A 19,489-nucleotide genomic window follows, 5' to 3' on the forward strand; every position below is an offset into this window, starting at 1 on the left:
TGATGGCGATCAAGGCATTGAGCGGATTCGGGTGGTTCCTGACCGGCGTGGTCGTGACGCCGGCGTGCTATCTGGTGTCGTCGCAGGTCGCGGCCGAGCGGTCGAAGGTCGAGGCGGTCGAGCGTGCGATTGCGAAGGCGCACAAGGATATCCGCGGGCTTGAGACCGAGTTCGACACGCGCGCCAACCTCGCCCAGCTTGAGCGCTGGAACGGGGAAGTGATGCGCTACACCGCGCCGACGCCGCGCCAGTTCCTGGCGAGCGATACCGAGCTGGCGGCGCTGCGCCCGATGGAAGGTGATGGGACCGCCGAGCGCTATGCCGCGATGGTCGTGCCGCAGGGCCTGCCCGAAGTGGTGGCCGGCCCGACGGTGGCGAGCGATGCGGTCGCGGCGGTCAAGCCGGCGGTGGTCGAGAAGACGGCGGCTGAACCGGTTGCGGTGGCGGCTGCTGCCGTTGCCAAGCCCAAGCGTGCGGTCGCGCCGGCCCCGGTGGTGGCGAAGGACAAGGCAGTGGCGGCGCTGGATCGCAGCCTGCTCAAGGATTCGAGCTTTGGCGACCTGATGCAGGGCGTCCGCGCGGAGGCGCGCAAATTGCGGTGACGGTCCTGGTCGCCCCTGCGCCGCGGATCCGCCCACGCGATGGCAGCCGGTCGTCGCCGATTGCGGTCGCGCATGTGCGGCTGATGATCCTGACCCTGTTGTTCGCGGCGGCGTTTGCGGTGATCGTCGGACGGCTGGCGCTGCTGGCGGTGTTCGCCGAGCCGCAGCGTGCGCCGAGCGTCAATGCGATGCTGGTCCCGCTGCGCGGCGATCTGGTCGACCGCAATGGCGCGCCGCTCGCCCGCACGATCGACGCCTGGTCGATCGGCGTGCGGCCCGACCGGGTGATCGGCGACAAGGCGGCGCTGGCGCAGATGCTGGCCGCGACGCTGCCGGGCAAGAGCGCCGGGGAATACGCCAAGCTGCTGAATAGCGGCGCGAAGTTCACCTACCTTCAGCGGCGCGCGGTGCCCGAGCTGGTCGCCGCAGTCCATGCGCTGGGCGAGCCGGGGATCGAGTTCGCGCGCGAGCCGCAGCGACTGTATCCGCAGGCGACGCTGGCCGCACACGCGCTGGGCTTTGTCGATTTCAACGGCAAGGGGGTCAGCGGGATGGAGCATATCCTCGACCGCCAGCTGACCGATCCGGCGCAGCGCGGACAGCCGGTGGCACTGTCGATCGACCTGCGCGCACAGGCGGCGCTGGACAGCGAGCTGGGCGCGGCGATGGCGAGCTTCCAGGCGCAGGGCGCGGCGGGCGTGATCCTCGATGTCGCGACGGGCGAGGTGGTGGCGATGACGTCGCTGCCGACGTTCAACCCGAACAATGTGAAGGGCGCGAACCCCGAGCATTTCCGCAACAATGTGACGCAGAGCGTCTATGAGCTGGGGTCGACCTTCAAGCCGCTGACGATGGCGTTCGCGATCGAGACCGGGATCGCGCCGTCGATGTCCAAACGCTACGACGCGACCGAGCCGTTGCAGGTCGGGGGCTTTCGCATCCGCGACGATCACGCGCAGAAGCGCTGGCTGAACATCCCCGAGACGCTGATCCATTCGTCGAACATCGCGACCGCGCGGATCGCCGACGAACTGGGCAAGGAGCGGATGGAGGCGATGTTCCGCGGCCTTGGCTTCGACACCAAGGCGCCGATCGAGCTGGGCGGCGTGGCCGGGCCGTTGTGGCCGAAATACTGGGCGCGGACCACGGTGATGACCACCGCCTATGGTCATGGCATCGCGGTGACTCCGCTGCATCTGGCGAGCGCTTATGCCGCGATGATCAATGGCGGGGTGTGGCGCCCGGCGACGCTGCGCAAGATCGAACCGGGTAAGGCGCCGGCGGGCCGCCGCGTGATTTCGGAGGCGACCAGCGCGCGGATGCGTCAGCTGATGCGTCTGATCGTGACGCATGGCACCGGCAGCAAGGCCGATGCGCCGGGCTATCGCGTCGGGGGCAAGACCGGCACTGCCGAAGTGCCCGGACGCGGCGGATATCAGCGCAACAAGAACGTATCGACCTTCGCAGCGGCTTTCCCGATGGACGCACCGCGCTATGTGGTGCTGGTGATGCTTGATTCGCCGATCGGTAACGCGCAGTCCGCAGGCCAGTCCACCGCCGGGTGGACCGCGGCCCCCGTCGTCAACCGCGTCGTGATGCGCACCGGCGCGATGCTGGGCGTGGTTCCCGACGAGCGCCGGGACGTGGACGTCTCGGACCTCACCCCGCTGCTGTGGAAGGCGGAGGCGAAGGGCAAGCCCGCCGCCGCCGCCGCGCTCGGCGCGGGGGTGGACGAGTGAAGCTCGCCGAACTGACCGGCGGTGACGAGCAGGGCATCGTCACCGGTTTCGCCATCGACCATCGCAAAATCGCGCCGGGCACCGTGTTCGGCGCGTTTCGCGGTACCCGCTTCAACGGCGAGGATTATATTGCCGAGGCGGTGGCGCGCGGGGCGATTGCAGTGGTGGCGCGGCCCGAAGTGACGGTTGAAGGCGCGGCGCATATCGCAAGCGACCATCCGCGCACCGAGTTCGCGCGGATCGCGGCGCGGTTCTTTGCGCCGTTCCCCGAGACATCGGTGGCCGTCACCGGGACCAACGGCAAGACATCGACCGTCGAGATGGTGCGCCAGCTGTGGCGGATGGCGGGGCATCATGCTGCGTCGATCGGCACGCTGGGCGTCACCACCGCGGGCGAGATGGTGTCGACCGGGCTGACCACGCCGGACGTGGTGACGTTCCTGTCCAACGTCGCGGGGCTGGCGCGCGAGGGTGTGACGCATCTGGCGTTCGAGGCGTCGAGCCACGGCCTGTCGCAGTACCGCACCGAGGGGCTGCCAGTGCGCGCGGCGGCGTTCACCAATTTGAGCCGCGACCACCTCGACTATCACAAGGACATGGCGGATTATTTCACCGCCAAGCTGCGGCTGTTTGCCGATGTGCTCGATCCCGGCGGGACGGCGGTGGTGTGGGCCGACGATCCGCATAGCGAGCGGGTGATCGACATTGCGCGGATGCGCGGCAACCGGATCATCACTGTCGGAGAACATGGCGACAGGATCCGGCTGGTGTCGCGCGCGCCGACGTTGCTCGACCAGAAGCTGGAGATTGCGTTCGGCGGCGAGACCTATCGCGTCGGCCTTCCGCTGATTGGTGGGTATCAGGCGGCGAATGCGCTGATCGCGGCGGGGCTGGTGATCGCGACCGGGGGCGATCCGGCGCAGACCTTTGCCAATCTGGCGCGGTTGCAGCCCGTGCGCGGTCGGCTGGAGCGCGCGGCGATCAGCAAGACCGGCGCGCCGGTCTATGTCGACTATGCGCATACCCCCGATGCAATCGAGGCGGCGATTGCTGCGCTGAAGCCGCATGCTGCGGGGCGGCTGATCCTGGTGTTCGGCGCAGGCGGCGACCGCGATGCGGGCAAGCGCCAGCCGATGGGGCAGGCCGCGGTGGCGGGGGCTGACCTGGTGATCGTGACCGACGACAATCCGCGCGGTGAGGATGCGGCGTCGATCCGGCGCGAAGTGATGAAGGGATCCCCGCAGGCGACCGAGATCGGCGACCGGCGCGCGGCGATCGAAGCGGCGATCGCGGCAGCGGGGCCGGAAGATATCGTGCTGATCGCCGGCAAGGGGCATGAGCAGGGCCAGATCGTCGGTGACATGGTGCTGCCGTTCGATGATGTGAGCGTCGCGCGCGAGGCGGCGGCGTGAGTCCGCTGTGGACCTCCGCCGAGATCGCTGCGGCGACAGGCGGGGCGGCTTCGGCGGATTTCGACGTGGACGCGGTCGCGTTCGACAGCCGTGAGGTTGGACCGGGCGCGCTGTTCTTTGCGCTGACCGGCGAGACCACCGACGGGCACAAGTTTCTCGACCAGGCCTTTGCCAGCGGTGCGGCGGGGGCGGTCGTTTCCTCCCAGACGCCGCACCCTCATATTCTGACCGCCGATACGACGGAGGCGCTCAAGCGCCTGGCCCATGCCAGCCGTGCGCGGATGGGCGGGGTGGTGATCGGCGTGACCGGGTCGGTCGGCAAGACCGGGACCAAGGAGGCGCTGTTCGACTGCCTCGATCGGCCCGAGCCGGGGCAGGCGCATCGGTCGGTCAAAAGCTACAACAACCATACAGGCGTTCCGCTGAGCCTCGCGCGGATGCCGCGCGACACGCGCTTTGGCGTGTTCGAGATGGGGATGAACCATGCCGGCGAGCTGGCCGCGCTGACCCGGATCGTGCGGCCGCACATCGCGATCGTGACGACCATTGCGCCGGCGCACACCGAATTCTTCGATGGCGAAGAGGCGATCGCCGATGCCAAGGGCGAGATCTTTCAGGGGCTGGAGCCGGGCGGCACCGCGATCGTGCCGTTCGACAGCCCGCACCGCGACCGGCTGATTGCTGCGGCGACCGGGCATGCGGCGCGGATCGTGACCTTTGGCCTTGGCAATGGCGCGGACGTGCGCGCGGTCGAGGTGATGCACGGCCAGCCGGGCGGCACCTTTGTCACCGCGAAGATCGGGGCCGAAAAGACGCTGAGCTTTACGCTGTCGCAACCGGGCGACCATTGGGTTGCCAATGCGATGGCGGTACTGGCGGCGGTGAACGCGGCGGGCGGCGATCTGGAGCAGGCCGGCCTTGCGCTGGGCGAGATGGGTGGCCTTGCCGGGCGCGGCGCGCGCTTTGCCGCGCAGGTCGCTGGCGGCGAGGCGCTGGTGATCGACGAAAGCTACAACGCCAACCCGGTATCGATGCGCGCGACGCTGGCGGTGCTGGCCGCGACGCCGGCGACGCGGCGCGTCGCGGTGCTGGGCGAAATGCGCGAACTGGGCGAGCAATCCGGGGACTTCCACGCCGATCTGGCCGAGCCGGTAACGGCGGCAGGCGTCGAAGCGGTGCTTCTTGTCGGCGAGGGGATGAAGCCGCTGGCCGCAGCGCTTGAGGGGCGGGTCGAATTGGTCCATGTGCCCGACGCGGCGAGCGCCCGCGTGTCGCTCGATGCGATGCTGCGGGCCGGGGACGCGGTTCTCATCAAGGGTTCGAACGGGGTCGGGCTGTCGCGGGTCGTCGCGGCGCTGGCGGGAAGGGGCTGATGCTATACGAGATCGCCGAATGGCTGGGCTTTCCGGGCATTTTGAATCTGTTCCGGTACCTGTCGTTCCGCACCGGTGCATCGGTCGCGACCGCGCTGTTGATCGGCCTGATCATCGGGCCGCGCTTTATCGGCTGGCTGCGCGTCCGTCAGGGCAAGGGACAGCCGATCCGCGCCGATGGACCGCAGAGCCATTTGGCCAAGCGCGGCACGCCGACCATGGGCGGGCTGATGATCCTGACCAGCCTGACACTATCGCTGGCGCTGTGGATGGACCTGAGCAATCCATATATCTGGGCGTGCATCTTCGTGACGCTCGGCTTCGGGATGATCGGGTTCCTCGACGACTATGACAAGGTGCGCAAGGCGAGCACGGCGGGTGTGTCCGGGCGGATGCGGCTACTCGGCGAGTTCGCGATTGCGGGCATCGCGGCGTGGGTGATCACGCTGCAGAACGGGACGATGCTGTATGTGCCGTTCTTCAGCCAGTTCAGCGTCGACCTGGGCTATTTCTACATCGTGTTTGCCGCGTTCACGATCGTGGCGTTCGGCAATGCGGTTAATCTGACCGACGGGCTCGATGGGCTGGCGACGATGCCGGTGATCATCGCGAGCATGGCATTCATGCTGATCGCCTATGTCGTGGGCAACAAGGTGTTCGCGACGTATCTGGGCATCCCGCATGTGCCGGGGGCAGGCGATCTGGCGATCTTCTGCGGCGCGATCGTTGGCGCGGGCCTCGCGTTCCTGTGGTTCAATGCGCCGCCGGCGGCGGTTTTCATGGGCGATACGGGGTCGCTGGCTCTGGGCGGCGCGCTGGGCGCGATTGCCGTCACCACGCATCATGAGCTGGTGCTGGGGATCATCGGCGGGCTGTTCGTGGTCGAGGCGCTGTCGGTCATCATCCAGGTGTTCTGGTACAAGCGCACCGGCAAGCGTGTCTTCAAGATGGCGCCGATCCACCATCATTTCGAGCAGCTGGGCTGGAGCGAGCCGACGGTCGTGATCCGTTTCTGGATCATCGCCTTCGTGCTGGCGCTGGCAGGGCTCGCGACGCTGAAACTGCGGTGATCGTTTCGCGCGCCTGGCGCGGGAAACGCTTTGCGGTACTCGGGCTGGCGCGGTCGGGGGCGGCGACCGTGCGTGCGCTGGTGGCTGGCGGAGCGAGCGTGCTCGGCTGGGATGACAATCAGGCGGCGCGGGAAAAGCTGTGGGAGCAGCTCAAGGCGGATCGCGAGGCGGAGGGGACAGAGCCTGGTTTCACGAGCAAGGACTGGGTCAGCTTCCCGACCGATTTGACGCGGTTTGATGCCGTTATTCTGTCACCCGGCGTCCCACTGAACACCCATCCGATCGCCGCGAAGGCGCGCGACGCGGGCGTCCCGATCATCGGCGATATCGAGCTGTTCGCGCAGGCGCGTGGCGAGCTTCCGTCGCACAAGGTCGTCGGGATTACCGGGACCAATGGCAAGTCGACCACGACTGCGCTGATCCACCATATCCTTGAAACCGCCGGTATCCCCGCGCGGCTGGGCGGGAATATCGGGTTGCCGATCCTGGGGCAGGAGCCGTTGCCGGAGGGTGGCGTCTATGTGCTCGAGCTGTCGAGCTATCAGATCGACCTGACCCAAAGCCTTGATTGCGAGGTCGCAGTACTGCTGAACATCACCCCGGACCATCTCGACCGCTATGACGGGTTCGATGCCTATGCGGCGTCGAAGGCGCGGCTGTTTGCGATGCAGTCCACGGGGCATGCCGCGATCATCGGGATCGGGGACGAGGCGTCGCAGGGCGTGGCGAAGCAGGTCGCGCGCTCCGGGCGGGCGGAGGACGTGACCAAGATCGCGCCCGGCATCTGCATGGACCAGTCGCGCTGGCCCGCGTTGCAGGGGCCGCATAATGCGCAGAACGCGCTCGCCGCCATCGCCGCGTGCGAGGCGCTGGGGGTCGATCAGGCGAGCATCGACCGTGGCCTTGAGAGCTTTCCCGGGCTGCCGCACCGGATGGAGCGGGTCGCGACCAGGAACGGCGTGCTGTTCGTCAATGACAGCAAGGCGACCAATGCGGAATCGACCGCACCGGCGCTGGCGGCCTATCCACGCGTCCACTGGATTTTGGGCGGCAAGGCCAAGACCGCCGATCTCGACGCCTGCCGTTCGGGCTTTCCCCATATTGTCCGCGCCTACACCATCGGCGAAGCGACGGAGATGTTTGCGGAAATCCTGAAGGGCGAAATGCCGGTCGAACGCTCGGGCACGCTCGCCGAGGCGGTGCGTGCGGCGGCGGCGAATGCGGTGGCGGGGGAGACGGTGTTGCTGTCCCCGGCGTGCGCGTCGTTCGACCAGTTCCGCGACTATGAAGATCGCGGTGACCAGTTCCGCGCGGCGGTGGAGGCTTTGGCATGAGCGACGTCATTCGCGCGACGACCAAGCGCAAGCCGCTGCGCGAGCGGTTCGAGGATCAACTGAGCCGGGGGAGCAAGACCCCGCTGGGCCTGTGGTTCTGGGAAATCGACCGCATCCTGTTGCTGCTCGCGTTCCTGCTGATCGGGATCGGGCTGGTCGCGGTGGCGGCGGCGTCGCCGGCATCGGCCGAGCGCTATTCGGATTCGACCAAGCAGTTCGCGGCGATGCACTATTTCTGGCGGCAGGCGCTGTGGATCGGGTTGTCGATCCCGGTGCTGCTGGTCGTGTCGATGCTGCCGGTCGGCTTTGCCCGGCGCGCAGCGATCCTGGGCACGGCGATCTGTGTGCTGCTGGTCGGGATTGCCGCGTTCTTTGGCGCCGAGGTCAATGGCGCGCGGCGCTGGATCGGCTTTGGCATCGCGTCGTTCCAGCCGTCGGAGTTTCTGAAGCCGCTCTATATTGTCACCACCGCGTGGCTGTTGTCGCTGCGTGCCAAGGACCCGAGCCTGCCGGTAATTCCGCTGACCGGCGTGCTGACCTTCATCATCGCCGCTCTGCTGATGAAGCAGCCCGATTTCGGGCAGACGATGATCTTTGCGCTGGTGTGGGTGATCCTGCTGATGCTGTCGGGGATTTCGACGCGCGCGATCGGGTTCCTGGGCGGGGCGGGGATCGCCGGGGTGGTCGCGGCCTATCTGTTCTACGACACCGCGCGCACGCGCATCGACAGCTTCCTGTTCCCCGATCCCGAAAAGGCGGCGGCGGAGCATTACCAGACCGATATGGCGCATGCGGTGCTGACCGGTGGCGGCGCGACCGGCACTGGCCCGGGCGGCGGGACGGTCAAGTTCAAGCTGCCCGAGGCGCATACCGATTACATCTTCTCGGTGATGGGTGAGGAGTTTGGGCTGATCGCGTGCATCGTCATCGCGCTGATCTACTTGGCCATCGTGGTGCGCGTGTTGATCAAGCTGTTGGACGAGGAGGATGCGTTCCGCTTGCTCGCGGCGGCGGGGCTGGCGGCCCAATTCGGGATTCAGGCGGTGATCAACATGGCGGTGAATACCGGCCTTGCCCCCTCCAAGGGGATGACCTTGCCCTTCATTTCCTATGGCGGATCGTCGATGGTGGCGCTGTCGATCGGAATGGGACTGCTGCTCGCTTTCACGCGGCGGAACCCGTATCTGAAGCGCTCCAACTATACGGTTCGAGGAAACAATAAATGACTTCGGGACGGCATTACGTCCTCGCCGCCGGGGGCACTGGCGGACATATGGTTCCCGCTGCGGCATTGGCGGCAGAGCTGATGCGGCGCGGGCATAGCGTTGCGCTGATCTCCGACGAGCGCGGGGTGCGCTTCCCCGATTTGTTCGACGGGATCGCGACGCATGTCGTCCCGGCATCGCGCTTTGCCGGCGGGCCGATCGGGTGGCTGAAGGCGCTGCGGACGATGGCGAAGGGGCGGTCGCAGGCGCGCAAGCTGTATCGCCAGTTCCGCCCGGCGGCGGTGGTGGCATTCGGCGGCTATGCGTCGATGCCCGCGCTGTCGGCGGCGTTCGCGGCGAAGGTGCCGACGGTGATCCATGAGCAGAATGCCGTGCTGGGCCGGGTCAACCGGCTGGTCGCGGGCAAGGTGGGGGCGATCGCCACCAGCTATGCCGAGGTTGCGCGGTTGAAGCCGGCTTATGCCAACAAGACCCATCTGACCGGCAATCCGGTGCGTGAGGCTGTGCTGGAGCTGCGGTTGCGGCCCTATCCGCCGCTGGAGGAGGATGGCATTTTTCGCGTGCTGGTGACGGGGGGCAGTCAGGGCGCGTCGGTGCTGAGCCAGGTGGTGCCCGATGGCCTTGCGCTGCTGCCCGTGCATTTCCGCCGCCGGTTGCAGGTGACGCATCAGGCGCGGGTCGAGGATATTGACGAGGTGCGCCGCAAATATGCCGAGCATGGCATTCCGGCGGAGATCGCGACGTACCTGCCCGACCTGCCCGAGCGGCTGGCATGGGCGCATATCGTGATCGCGCGCGCGGGCGCTTCGACCATCGCCGAGCTGACCGCGGCGGGGCGTCCGGCGATTTTGGTGCCGCTGCCGAGCGCGACCGACGATCACCAGACCGCCAATGCGCGCGAGATCAGTGCGGCGGGCGGGGCGCGGACGATCCCGCAGCGGGCGTTCACCGCGCAGGAACTGGCCAAGCAGATCCAGAAGCTGGGGCTGGACCCCGAAGGGCTGGCGCATGCCGCAGCGTGTGCGCGCAGCGTCGGGCGGCCGGATGCGGTGCGCGATCTGGCGGATCTGGTGGAATCGATCGACGCCGACTGGGCGTCGGCAGGAATGGGACGGGCCGAGCCGGTGAAAATCGCGCAGGGCGGGGAGGCGTTTGCGTGAAGGGTGTCGCGAAGGATATCGGCACGATCCATTTCGTCGGCATCGGCGGGATCGGCATGTCGGGCATCGCCGAGGTGATGCACAACCTGGGCTACAAGGTGCAGGGTAGCGACAGTGCCGAGGGCTATGTCGTCGAAGCCTTACGCAAGCGTGGCATTGCGATCACGATCGGGCAGAGCGCGGATAATCTGGGCGATGCGGCGGTGGTGGTGACCTCCACCGCGATCAAGCGCGATAACCCCGAGGTGCAGGCCGCTTATGCCGCCCGCATTCCGGTGGTCCGCCGTGCGGAGATGCTGGCCGAACTGATGCGGTTGAAGTCCACCGTTGCGGTGGCGGGGACGCATGGCAAGACGACCACCACGTCGATGATCGCGGCGCTGCTGGATGCGGGCGGGATCGACCCGACCGTGATCAATGGCGGCATCATCAACCAGTACGGCTCCAACGCGCGGCTGGGCGACAGTGAGTGGATGGTGGTCGAGGCCGATGAGAGCGACGGCAGCTTCTTGCGGCTCGACGGCACGATTGCGGTCGTGACCAATATCGATCCCGAGCATCTCGATCACTATGGCAGCTTCGAGCGCGCCAAGGACGCTTATGTCGAGTTCGTCGAGAATGTGCCGTTTTACGGCGCGGCGCTACTGTGCCTCGACCATCCCGAGGTGCAGGCGATCATCCCGCGTGTGCGTGATCGCCGGATCGTGACCTATGGGTTTGCGGCGTCGGCGGACGTGCGCGGGGTCAATGTCACGCCGCATGCCGGCGGCAACAAGTTCGAGGCGATCATCCGCCATCGCGACGGCACGACGCGCTCGATAGAGGGGATCGATCTGCCGATGCCGGGGCGGCACAATGTCCAGAATGCGCTGGCCGCGATTGGCGTGGCGCTGGAAATGGGCATCGATGACGCGACGATCCAGAACGGCTTTGCCAAGTTCGGCGGGGTCAAGCGGCGCTTCACCAAGGTCGGTGAGATCGGCTTTGCGGGCCAGCCGCCCGCGATCGTGATCGACGATTATGGCCACCACCCGGTCGAGATCCGCGCAGTGCTGTCGGCGGCGCGGGAGAGCGCGCAGGGGCGGGTGGTCGCGGTGGTGCAGCCGCATCGCTACTCGCGGCTCGGCAACCTGATGGATGACTTTGCGCAGGCGTTCAACGATGCCGACATGGTGCTGGTGACCCCGGTTTATGCCGCGGGCGAAGCGCCGGTCGAGGGCGTGAGCGGTGAGGCTTTGGTCGAACGGACGCTGGCGCGCGGGCATCGGCTGGCCGAGAGCGTTGCCGATGCGGACGCGCTGGCGGCGCGGATCGCGGAGGTGGCGCTGCCGGGCGATCTGATCGTGTGCCTGGGCGCTGGCGACATCACGAAATGGGCGGCTGGTCTGGCCGAGGCGGTCGACGCGCAGCGGAGCGTTGCGGCATGAGCGACTGGTTCACCCTCGCCACCGATATGCAGCGCGAAATCCTGCGCGCGCAGCAGGCGCAGATGGATGCGGCGAAGACGATGCTCGATACGGGCAAGCAGGTCGCGGCGCTGCAGGAAGCCGGTCAGAAGGCGGCCGAGGCGAACCTGTCCTATTGGAAGCAGTGGACGAAATTGTGGGGGATGAAGTGAGGATCGCACTTCTTAAGCCCCTCCCCTTCAGGGGAGGGGTTTGGGGTGGGGCCTGTCAGTCTCACCGAGACCGCCCGCCTGCCGCACTGCCCCACCCCAACCCCTCCCCTGAAGGGGAGGGGCTATGATTGCCGCGCTCCCCACAGTGCGCGGTCGCCTCACCCCCGACGCGCCGCTGGCGCCGCTCGTCTGGTTCAAGAGCGGCGGGACGGCGGAGTGGCTGTTCGAGCCGGCGGATGTCGCGGATTTGAGCGATTTTCTGCGCGATCTGGATCCGGCGGTGCCGGTGATGGCGCTGGGGCTGGGGTCGAACCTGATCGTGCGCGATGGCGGGGTGCCGGGCGTGGTCGTGCGGCTCGGCAAGGCGTTTGCGAAGGTTCAGGCCGATGGCCAGACGCTGACCTGTGGCGGCGGGGCGAGCGGGATTCTCGTATCGTCCACTGCGCGCGACGCGGGGATCGCGGGCGTCGAGTTCCTGCGGTCGATCCCCGGCACGGTCGGCGGGTTCGTGCGGATGAATGGCGGTGCTTATGGCCGCGAGACCAAGGATGTGCTGGTCGATTGCGAAGTCGTGCTGCGGTCGGGCGAGAAGCGCACGCTGCCGGTCGCGGCGCTGGGCTATACCTATCGTCACTCCGAATTGCCCGAGGGGGCGATCGTGGTGAGCGCGACCTTTCGTGGCGAACCGGGCGAGCCTGCTGCCATCCAGGCCGAGATGGACCGCATCGCCGCAGCGCGCGAGGCGTCGCAGCCTTTGCGGAGCAAGACTGGCGGATCGACCTTCAAGAACCCCGAGGGCGACAAGGCGTGGCGGCTGGTCGATGCGGCGGGTTGCCGCGGGTTGACGCGCGGCGGGGCGCAGGTGAGCGAGAAGCATACCAACTTCCTGATCAACACCGGCGACGCGACGAGTGCGGATATCGAAGGGCTGGGGGATGACGTGCGCGCGCGAGTGAAGGCGGCGAGCGGGGTTGAGTTGGAATGGGAAATTCAGCGCGTGGGGGTGGCGAAGTGAAGCATGCATCGTCGCCCCGGCGCAGGCCGGGGCCGCCACGTTTTGAAGTTCAAGCGGCGCCACAGGGCGGCCCCGGCCTGCGCCGGGGCGACGGAGTAGTATCGTGAGTGTTACCCCCCTCCACGTCGCAGTCCTGATGGGTGGCTGGTCGGCCGAGCGGCCGGTGTCGCTGATGTCTGGCGCGGGGATTGCCGAGGCGCTGGAGTCGCTTGGCCATCGCGTCACGCGGATCGACATGGACCGCGATGTTGCGGCAAAGCTGGCTGCGGCGAAGCCCGATGTCGTGTTCAATGCGCTGCACGGGACCCCCGGCGAGGACGGGACGGTGCAGGGGATGCTCGACCTGATGGGGCTGCGCTATACGCATTCCGGCATGGTCACGTCGGTGATCGCGATCGACAAGCAGCTGACCAAGCAGGCGCTGGTGCCGCATGGCATTCCGATGCCGGGCGGGCAGGTCGTGTCGACTGCGTCGCTGTACGAAGCCGATCCGATGCCGCGGCCCTATGTGCTGAAGCCCGTCAATGAGGGGTCGTCGGTCGGCGTGGCGATCGTCACGACCGAGGGGAATTACGGCAACCCGATCAGCGCCGAGGCCAAGGGGCCGTGGCAGGAGTTCGACGAACTGCTCGCCGAGCCGTTCATTCGCGGGCGCGAGCTGACCACCGCAGTGCTGGGCGACAAGGCGCTGCTGGTGACGGAGTTGAAGCCCAAGAGCGGCTTCTATGATTTCGACGCGAAGTACACCGACGGGATGACCGACCATATCTGTCCGGCGGAGATTCCGGATGAGATTGCGCAGGCGTGCAAGAAGATCGCGCTCAATGCGCATCGGCTGTTGGGGTGCAAGGGCGCATCGCGGTCGGATTTCCGCTGGGATGACGAACAGGGGTTGGACGGGCTGTTCCTGCTGGAGGTCAACACCCAGCCGGGGATGACGCCGCTGAGCCTCGTGCCGGAACAGGCCAAGGCGATGGGCATGAGCTATCCGCAGCTGGTGCAGGCGATCGTCGATGAAGCGTTTCGCGAGGAGGCGGGATGAGCCGCAAGCCGACGCCCAAGCGCCCCACCGTCAAGCCCAAGCGCCGCGCGCAATCGAAGCGCAAGCAGCCGCATCTGCTCGACCGGATGGTCGCGGCTGTACCGGTGAGTGAGGCGACGCTGCACCGGATCATCGCGTGGAGCATCACCGGCATTGCGGTCGCGTCGCTGATCGGCGTGGCGGTGCTGTTCGGCGTGCCGGGCGTGGTCGGCACGGCGGCGGCGGAAGTTGTCGGGCGGGCGGGCTTTCGCGTGCAGCAGGTCGAGGTGACCGGGATCAAGCGCGCCGACAAGATGACGGTGTATAATTACGCGCTGGACGAGAAGAGCCGCGCGATGCCGCTGGTCGATCTGGACGAGGTGCGTGGGCGGTTGATGACGATCGGATGGGTGGCCGATGCGCGCGTGTCGCGCCGCCTGCCCGATACGCTGGTGGTCGATATCGTCGAGCGCAAGGCGGCGGCGGTATGGCAGCATCAGGGGCAGCTCATGCTGATCGATGCCGAGGGTGTGCTGCTGGAGCCGGTATCGGCTGAGGCGATGCCCGATCTGCCGCTGGTGATCGGCGATGGCGCCTATGCACAGCAGCCAGCGTACCAGAAATTGCTGGCGGCGGCGCCTGCGCTGCGCCCGCTGGTCAAGGCGGCGACGTGGATCGGTAATCGCCGTTGGGACCTGAGCTTCAATACCGGCGAGCGGCTGGCGCTGCCTGAGGGCGAAGAGGCCGCGGCCAAGGCGTTGGTCAAGTTCGCCGAGCTGGACGGGGCGGATCGGTTGCTGGGGCGCGGTTATCTGCGCTTTGACCTGCGCGATCCGACGCGGCTGGTGGTGCGGATGCCGGGGCAGGTGATCCGCAAAGAGATTGAATCTGCGGCAGAAACTGCCAGTGTGAATGTGCAGGGGGAATAAGACATGGCCAAGACCGCGCCCGAAGGACTGATTACCGCACTCGATATCGGCTCGTCGAAGGTGTCGGCGCTGATCGCGCAAAAGGGCGATGGCGGCGAACTGGTCGTGCTCGGCACCGGCCAGCGAGAGAGCCGGGGCGTGCAGCGCGGCTATATTGCCGACATGGCCGCCACCGAAGTTGCGGTGCGCGAGGCGGTCGAGCAGGCGGAGCGGATCGCGGGCACCAACATCGAGGATGTGTGGGTCAGCTTCTCCGCCGGGGGGCTGGAGTCCAACATCCTGCGGCTCGAGGTCGATCTAGGTGGGCATCGCGTCGAACAGTCGGACATTGACGATCTGCTGCGCGCCGGGCGTGAGGCGATCAATCCGGGTGGGCGGATGGTTCTGCATGCTCAGCCGACGCGCTACACGCTTGATGGTTTGGCGGGTGTCAAGCAGCCGCGCGGGCTGCATGCCGAGCGGCTGGGCGTCGATATCCATGTCGTGTCGACCGAGGGCGCACCGGTGCGCAACCTCGATTTGTGCGTGCGTTCGGCGCATCTGGAGGTGCGGTCGATCATCGCAGCGCCGGTGGCGACGGGGCTGGCTTGCCTGTCCGAGGAAGAGCGCGAGCTGGGCGTGGCTTTGGTCGAGATCGGCGCGGGCGTGACCAATGTGTCGGTGTACAAGGACGGCGTGCTGACCGGCCTGTCGTCGATCCAGCAGGGGTCGGCGGATATCACCGACGACATTGCGAGCGCGTTCGGGACGCGGCGCGGCCAGGCCGAGCGGATGAAGTGCTTTTATGGCAGCGCCAATATGACGCCGCGCGACAATCACGACATGATCGACATCGCGCCCGCCAGCCTTGAGGAAGAGGGCGAGGGCGCACGGATCACGCGCGCGCAGCTGATCGCGGTGATCCGCTTGCGGCTCGACCGGTTGATGGCGGAAATCAGCAAGGAGCTGACGCGCCTGAATTTCGAGGACCCGGTCGGGCGGCAGATCGTGCTGACCGGCGGTGGCGCGGAGCTGAAGGGCGTCGCAGATTATGCGCAGCAGGCGCTGGGGCGGTCGGTCCGCGTCGGACGTCCGCGCGGCCTGACCGCGCTGCCCGAGGCGCATGCCGGGCCGGCGTTTGCGACGCTGGCGGGGCTGGCGACCTTTGCCGCGGCCGATCCGGTCGACCTGCGCAATCTGGAGCCTTCGCGGGGCCAATTGGTGATCCGGAGCAATCCGAAGGCGATGTTGCAGCGGATGATGGCCGCGTTTCGGGCCAATTATTGACATTTCATGTCAGCTGCGGCGGATAACGCTGGAACGGCACCGCCGCATGGTGCAGAAACAGGGGTTAGACGGGGGCAGCTCAAGACCGGCGCGACCCCGAGGAGACTGAACGACAATGAGCATCGATTTCCTTCCGCCCGACCTGGACGAACTGACGCCGCGCATCACGGTGATCGGCGTAGGCGGCGCGGGCGGCAACGCGATCGCGAACATGATCCGCGCCGAGGTGCAGGGGGTCGAGTTCCTGGTGGCGAACACCGACGCGCAGGCACTGAAGCAGTCGAGCGCCAGCCATCGCATCCAGCTGGGCGCGAAGATCACGCAAGGGTTGGGCGCAGGTAGCCGGCCCGAGATCGGCCGCGCCGCAGCCGAAGAGACGATCGAGCATGTGCAGGAAGCGCTGAAGGGCGCGCATATGTGCTTCATCGCGGCCGGCATGGGCGGCGGCACGGGAACCGGCGCTGCGCCGGTGATCGCCAAGGCCGCGCGTGACATGGGCATCCTGACCGTCGGCGTCGTGACCAAGCCGTTCGCGTTCGAAGGCAAGAAGCGCGCATTGTCGGCGGAAGCGGGCATCGAGGAGCTGCAGAAGTTCGTCGATACGCTGATCGTCATTCCCAACCAGAATCTGTTCCTGGTCGCCAACGCCAACACGACGTTCAAGGAAGCGTTCGAGATGGCGGACGAGGTGCTGCAGCAGGGCGTGCGCGGCATCACCGACCTGATGGTCATGCCGGGCCTGATCAACCTCGACTTTGCCGACGTCCGCGCCGTGATGAGCGAGATGGGCAAGGCGATGATGGGCACCGGCGAGTCGAGCGGCGACAACCGCGCGATCGAGGCGGCGCAGCAGGCGATCGCCAACCCGCTGCTCGACGGCGTCTCGCTGGATGGTGCGAAGGGCGTCATCGTGTCGATCACCGGCGGCGACGACATGCGCCTGCTCGAAGTCGACGAGGCCGCGAACCATATCCGCGAGCTGGTCGACGACAATGCCAACATCATCTGGGGTTCGGCGTTCAACCCCGAGCTGGAAGGCAAGATCCGCGTGTCGGTCGTCGCGACGGGCATCGAGGCGGATGCGTCGGCCAAGCCCGCGGCACCCGCCGCGCCCGAGACCAGCCGCAGCTTTTCGTTCGGCACCGTGCGCCGCCCGCTGGGTGCTGGTGCTCCGGCGGCTGAGGCACCTGCCGCTGCGCCCGAGCCCGAGGCTGAACCGGTTGCAGAGCCGGTCGCACCTGCGCCTGCGCCGGTGGTGTTCGACGACACCGCGCCGCTCGCACGCGATGAGGACGAACTGACGCTGGAAGCGCCTGATGCGCTGCCCGCCGACACTGCGGACGAGCTGGTGCTCGGTTCCGACGCGATGGTGCCCGAAGCACCCGCCGCGCAGGAGCCGCCGCGCGAGCCGACGATCCGTCGCCGCTGGCTGACCGGTGGCGACGAGGAAGAGGTTGCGGCACCCGCTCCGGCTCCGGTCGAAGCGCCCAAGAAGACCGGCGGCACGCTGTTTGAGCGGATGGCGGCGGCGCGCGGCGGTTCGAAGGACGATGACGACAAGGATCCGCTGGACATCCCGCGCTTCCTCAACCGTCAGAACAACCAGTAATCCGGACGGGCTCCGCGCGCGACGCGTGCGGAGCCCCCGGCATCCTGTCGCGGTTGCGCGTCGGCCCATCGCCAACGCATCGCGACGACAGCAGATATTCAGACCCTGGATGGTGTAGCCTGCGGACTCCCATGACACGCGCAGCCCGATCCATCCGCCTTTCCTTGCTGTTGAGCGCCGCGCTGGCCGTGGTCGCCCCGGCGGTTGCGCCAAATGCGGTTGCGCAGGAAATCGCGCCGCCCCCCACGCCCAATGCCGACCGGCTGGCCGAGCAGATGCGCATCCTCGCCACCGATCCGCGCAACGTGCCCGCGCTGCTTGCTGCGGGCGAGTTGAGCGCGCGGCTCAACGATCCTTCGGCTGCGGCGGGGTTCTTTGCGCGTGCGCAGGCGCTGGCGCCGGGCAATCCGCGCGTCGCGGCGGGGCAGGCGATGGTGATGGTGCGGTCCGAGCGGCCGGGCGAGGCGCTGCGGCTGTTTGCGCTGGCCGAGCGCGGCGGGGTGGCGATGGAGCCCTATGCCTCCGATCGCGGGCTTGCCTATGACCTGATCGGCGCGCAGCCGCATGCGCAGCGTGAGCATCGGATTGCGATGGCGCGCGGCGCCGATGACGAGACGGTCCGCCGCTTTGCCTATTCGCTGGGGATCAGCGGGCGCACGGATGAGGCGATGACGATCCTCGACCCGCTGCTGCGCCGCAGTGATCGGGGGGCGTGGCGTGCGCGTGCGTTCATCCTGGCGATGAATGGCGATGCGGCGGGGGCGGACCGGATCGCGGCGACGATGATGGGCGGGGTGGGGACTGCGCTGGCCCCGTTCTTCCGCCGGTTGCCGGGCCTGACCGCAGCCGACAAGGCGTTTGCGGTGCATTTCGGCGAGTTGCGGCGCACCCCGTCGCGGGTCGCGGATGCCCAGGTTGCACCGCCCTTGCCGTTCATCGCAGCTGAGCGAGTGGCCGCTGCCCCGCCGCCGCCGCGCGCGCCCGAGGTGGCATCGACGCCAGCGCGCCCGGAACGGCGGGTCAGTGCGCGCGATCGGCGGGCGCAGGAAGCGGCGGCTGCACGTCAGGCGGCTGCAGATGCCGAGGCGAAGCGGCTCGCCGATGCGCGCGCGGCGCAGGAGGCGGAGACGCAGCGCCGCGCCGAAGCGGCACGGCTCGCCGAGCAGCAAAGGCTGGAGATGGAGCGGGTCGCGCAAGCGCAGCGCGACGCCGAAGCGCGGCGGATCGCCGAGGCGGAACGTGCGGCGCTGGCGCAGCGAGAGGCGGATGCGCGCGCGGCGCAGGAGCGCGCGGTGCGTGAGGCCGAGGCGCGGCGGGCAGCCGAGGCGGCGACGGCGTCGGTGGTTGCCCCGCCGCCTGCGCCTGCGCCTGCGCCTGCACCGGTCGAGGTTGCGCGTGCGCCTGAACCAGTGCCGGAGGCTGCACCGCGTCCGGCAGCGCCGCGTGTCGGCGGCGAGGACAGTGTGATTGCGCGGATCATGGCCGGGATTACGATCCCCGCATCCGAGTTGGGCGTTGATCCGATGCCCGGTCGCGCACCGGAGCCGGAGCCGGAAGCTGCGCCTGCACCTGCACCTGCGCCTGCACCCGCTCCGGTGGTCGAGGCGCCGAAGCCGAAGCCCGAGCCGGTTGCAAAGCCGGCAGCCAAGCCCGTGGTAACGGCGAAAGCGGATCCCAAGGCGAAGACCGACCCGAAGGCCAAGACCGACCCCAAGGCAAAGGCCAAGCCCAAGGTCGATCCCGCCAAGGCCGAACCCGCGCGCCATTGGGCGCAGGTTGCGGGAGGGGCGGACGTCAAGGCGCTGCCCAAGGCGTGGAAGGCGATCGTCGCCGATGCCCCGGCCGAGTTCCGCGGAAAGCAGGCGTGGACCACGCCATTGCGCTTTACCAACCGGTTGCTGGTCGGGCCGTTCAAGACGCCGGCGGCGGCGCAGGACTTCGTCAACGCGATCCGGAAGAAGGGCGTTGAGGCTTTTGCCTGGAGCAGCGAGGCGGGGCAGAAGATCGAGAAGCTCGACGTCAAATGACTTTACTAGCCCCTCCCCTTTAGGGGAGGGGTTGGGGGTGGGGCGTCCAAGTCTCATCGAGACCGTGGCCCGCGTGGATAGGCCCCAC

Annotated in this window: 16 protein-coding genes; all 16 read left to right on the plus strand. The window is 67.8% G+C overall.

Features of this window, described 5'->3' with window-relative positions:
• Positions 1-2 precede the first annotated feature (2 nt).
• Positions 3-602, plus strand: a complete 600-nt coding sequence (locus VGN66_RS08110; RefSeq protein ID WP_327518329.1) for a hypothetical protein — start codon at positions 3-5, stop codon at positions 600-602.
• Positions 599-2,341 (plus strand): penicillin-binding protein 2, encoded by a 1,743-nt coding sequence (locus VGN66_RS08115; protein ID WP_327518330.1) that lies wholly within the window; start codon positions 599-601, stop codon positions 2,339-2,341. The genes VGN66_RS08110 and VGN66_RS08115 overlap by 4 nt, the downstream gene beginning before the upstream one ends.
• A complete protein-coding gene (locus VGN66_RS08120; protein ID WP_327518331.1) occupies positions 2,338-3,753 on the plus strand; it encodes a UDP-N-acetylmuramoyl-L-alanyl-D-glutamate--2,6-diaminopimelate ligase in 1,416 nt (471 codons plus the stop codon). The genes VGN66_RS08115 and VGN66_RS08120 overlap by 4 nt, the downstream gene beginning before the upstream one ends.
• Positions 3,750-5,126: a UDP-N-acetylmuramoyl-tripeptide--D-alanyl-D-alanine ligase gene (locus VGN66_RS08125; protein ID WP_327518332.1), complete on the plus strand. Its 1,377-nt coding sequence runs from the start codon at positions 3,750-3,752 to the stop codon at positions 5,124-5,126. Before VGN66_RS08120 ends, VGN66_RS08125 begins: the two co-directional genes overlap by 4 nt.
• Positions 5,126-6,196, plus strand: a complete 1,071-nt coding sequence (gene mraY / locus VGN66_RS08130) for a phospho-N-acetylmuramoyl-pentapeptide-transferase (RefSeq protein ID WP_327518333.1) — start codon at positions 5,126-5,128, stop codon at positions 6,194-6,196. The genes VGN66_RS08125 and mraY overlap by 1 nt, the downstream gene beginning before the upstream one ends.
• Positions 6,193-7,530, plus strand: coding sequence for a UDP-N-acetylmuramoyl-L-alanine--D-glutamate ligase (gene murD, locus VGN66_RS08135; protein ID WP_327518334.1), 1,338 nt, complete (start codon positions 6,193-6,195; stop codon positions 7,528-7,530). The genes mraY and murD overlap by 4 nt, the downstream gene beginning before the upstream one ends.
• The gene (locus VGN66_RS08140; protein WP_327518335.1) at positions 7,527-8,756 is read left to right on the plus strand and encodes a putative peptidoglycan glycosyltransferase FtsW; all 1,230 of its coding nucleotides are present in this window, start codon (positions 7,527-7,529) and stop codon (positions 8,754-8,756) included. Before murD ends, VGN66_RS08140 begins: the two co-directional genes overlap by 4 nt.
• Positions 8,753-9,916, plus strand: a complete 1,164-nt coding sequence (gene murG / locus VGN66_RS08145) for an undecaprenyldiphospho-muramoylpentapeptide beta-N-acetylglucosaminyltransferase (RefSeq protein WP_327518336.1) — start codon at positions 8,753-8,755, stop codon at positions 9,914-9,916. The genes VGN66_RS08140 and murG overlap by 4 nt, the downstream gene beginning before the upstream one ends.
• Positions 9,913-11,343 carry a UDP-N-acetylmuramate--L-alanine ligase gene (gene murC, locus VGN66_RS08150; protein WP_327518337.1) on the plus strand — a complete coding sequence of 477 codons (1,431 nt, stop codon included), beginning with the start codon at positions 9,913-9,915 and terminating at the stop codon, positions 11,341-11,343. The genes murG and murC overlap by 4 nt, the downstream gene beginning before the upstream one ends.
• On the plus strand, positions 11,340-11,534 hold the full coding sequence (locus VGN66_RS08155; RefSeq protein WP_224923463.1) for a hypothetical protein: 195 nt from the start codon (positions 11,340-11,342) through the stop codon (positions 11,532-11,534). Before murC ends, VGN66_RS08155 begins: the two co-directional genes overlap by 4 nt.
• 124 nt (positions 11,535-11,658) lie before the next feature.
• Positions 11,659-12,549: a UDP-N-acetylmuramate dehydrogenase gene (gene murB / locus VGN66_RS08160; protein WP_327518338.1), complete on the plus strand. Its 891-nt coding sequence runs from the start codon at positions 11,659-11,661 to the stop codon at positions 12,547-12,549.
• Positions 12,550-12,652: 103 nt separating this feature from the next.
• Complete coding sequence (locus VGN66_RS08165) at positions 12,653-13,591, plus strand: D-alanine--D-alanine ligase (protein ID WP_327518339.1); 939 nt, start codon at positions 12,653-12,655, stop codon at positions 13,589-13,591.
• On the plus strand, positions 13,588-14,499 hold the full coding sequence (locus tag VGN66_RS08170; RefSeq protein ID WP_327518340.1) for a cell division protein FtsQ/DivIB: 912 nt from the start codon (positions 13,588-13,590) through the stop codon (positions 14,497-14,499). Before VGN66_RS08165 ends, VGN66_RS08170 begins: the two co-directional genes overlap by 4 nt.
• Before the next feature lie 3 nt (positions 14,500-14,502).
• Positions 14,503-15,765: a cell division protein FtsA gene (gene ftsA / locus VGN66_RS08175; RefSeq protein ID WP_327518341.1), complete on the plus strand. Its 1,263-nt coding sequence runs from the start codon at positions 14,503-14,505 to the stop codon at positions 15,763-15,765.
• 115 nt (positions 15,766-15,880) lie between these two features.
• Positions 15,881-17,374 carry a cell division protein FtsZ gene (gene ftsZ / locus VGN66_RS08180; protein WP_327518342.1) on the plus strand — a complete coding sequence of 498 codons (1,494 nt, stop codon included), beginning with the start codon at positions 15,881-15,883 and terminating at the stop codon, positions 17,372-17,374.
• 170 nt (positions 17,375-17,544) lie between these two features.
• Positions 17,545-19,401: a hypothetical protein gene (locus VGN66_RS08185; protein ID WP_327518343.1), complete on the plus strand. Its 1,857-nt coding sequence runs from the start codon at positions 17,545-17,547 to the stop codon at positions 19,399-19,401.
• The last annotated feature ends 88 nt before the right edge of the window (positions 19,402-19,489 follow it).

The organism is Sphingomonas sp. (genome assembly GCF_035998645.1).
In the GTDB taxonomy this organism is placed as follows: Bacteria; Pseudomonadota; Alphaproteobacteria; order Sphingomonadales; family Sphingomonadaceae; genus Sphingomonas.

Coding starts and splice junctions, on each gene's coding strand:
- ftsZ (WP_327518342.1), top strand. CDS start 15,881: ATGAGCATCGATTTCCTTCCGCCCGACCTGGACGAACTGACGCCGCGC.
- murB (WP_327518338.1), top strand. CDS start 11,659: ATGATTGCCGCGCTCCCCACAGTGCGCGGTCGCCTCACCCCCGACGCG.
- mraY (WP_327518333.1), top strand. CDS start 5,126: ATGCTATACGAGATCGCCGAATGGCTGGGCTTTCCGGGCATTTTGAAT.
- VGN66_RS08155 (WP_224923463.1), top strand. CDS start 11,340: ATGAGCGACTGGTTCACCCTCGCCACCGATATGCAGCGCGAAATCCTG.
- ftsA (WP_327518341.1), top strand. CDS start 14,503: ATGGCCAAGACCGCGCCCGAAGGACTGATTACCGCACTCGATATCGGC.
- VGN66_RS08170 (WP_327518340.1), top strand. CDS start 13,588: ATGAGCCGCAAGCCGACGCCCAAGCGCCCCACCGTCAAGCCCAAGCGC.
- murG (WP_327518336.1), top strand. CDS start 8,753: ATGACTTCGGGACGGCATTACGTCCTCGCCGCCGGGGGCACTGGCGGA.
- VGN66_RS08140 (WP_327518335.1), top strand. CDS start 7,527: ATGAGCGACGTCATTCGCGCGACGACCAAGCGCAAGCCGCTGCGCGAG.
- VGN66_RS08110 (WP_327518329.1), top strand. CDS start 3: ATGGCGATCAAGGCATTGAGCGGATTCGGGTGGTTCCTGACCGGCGTG.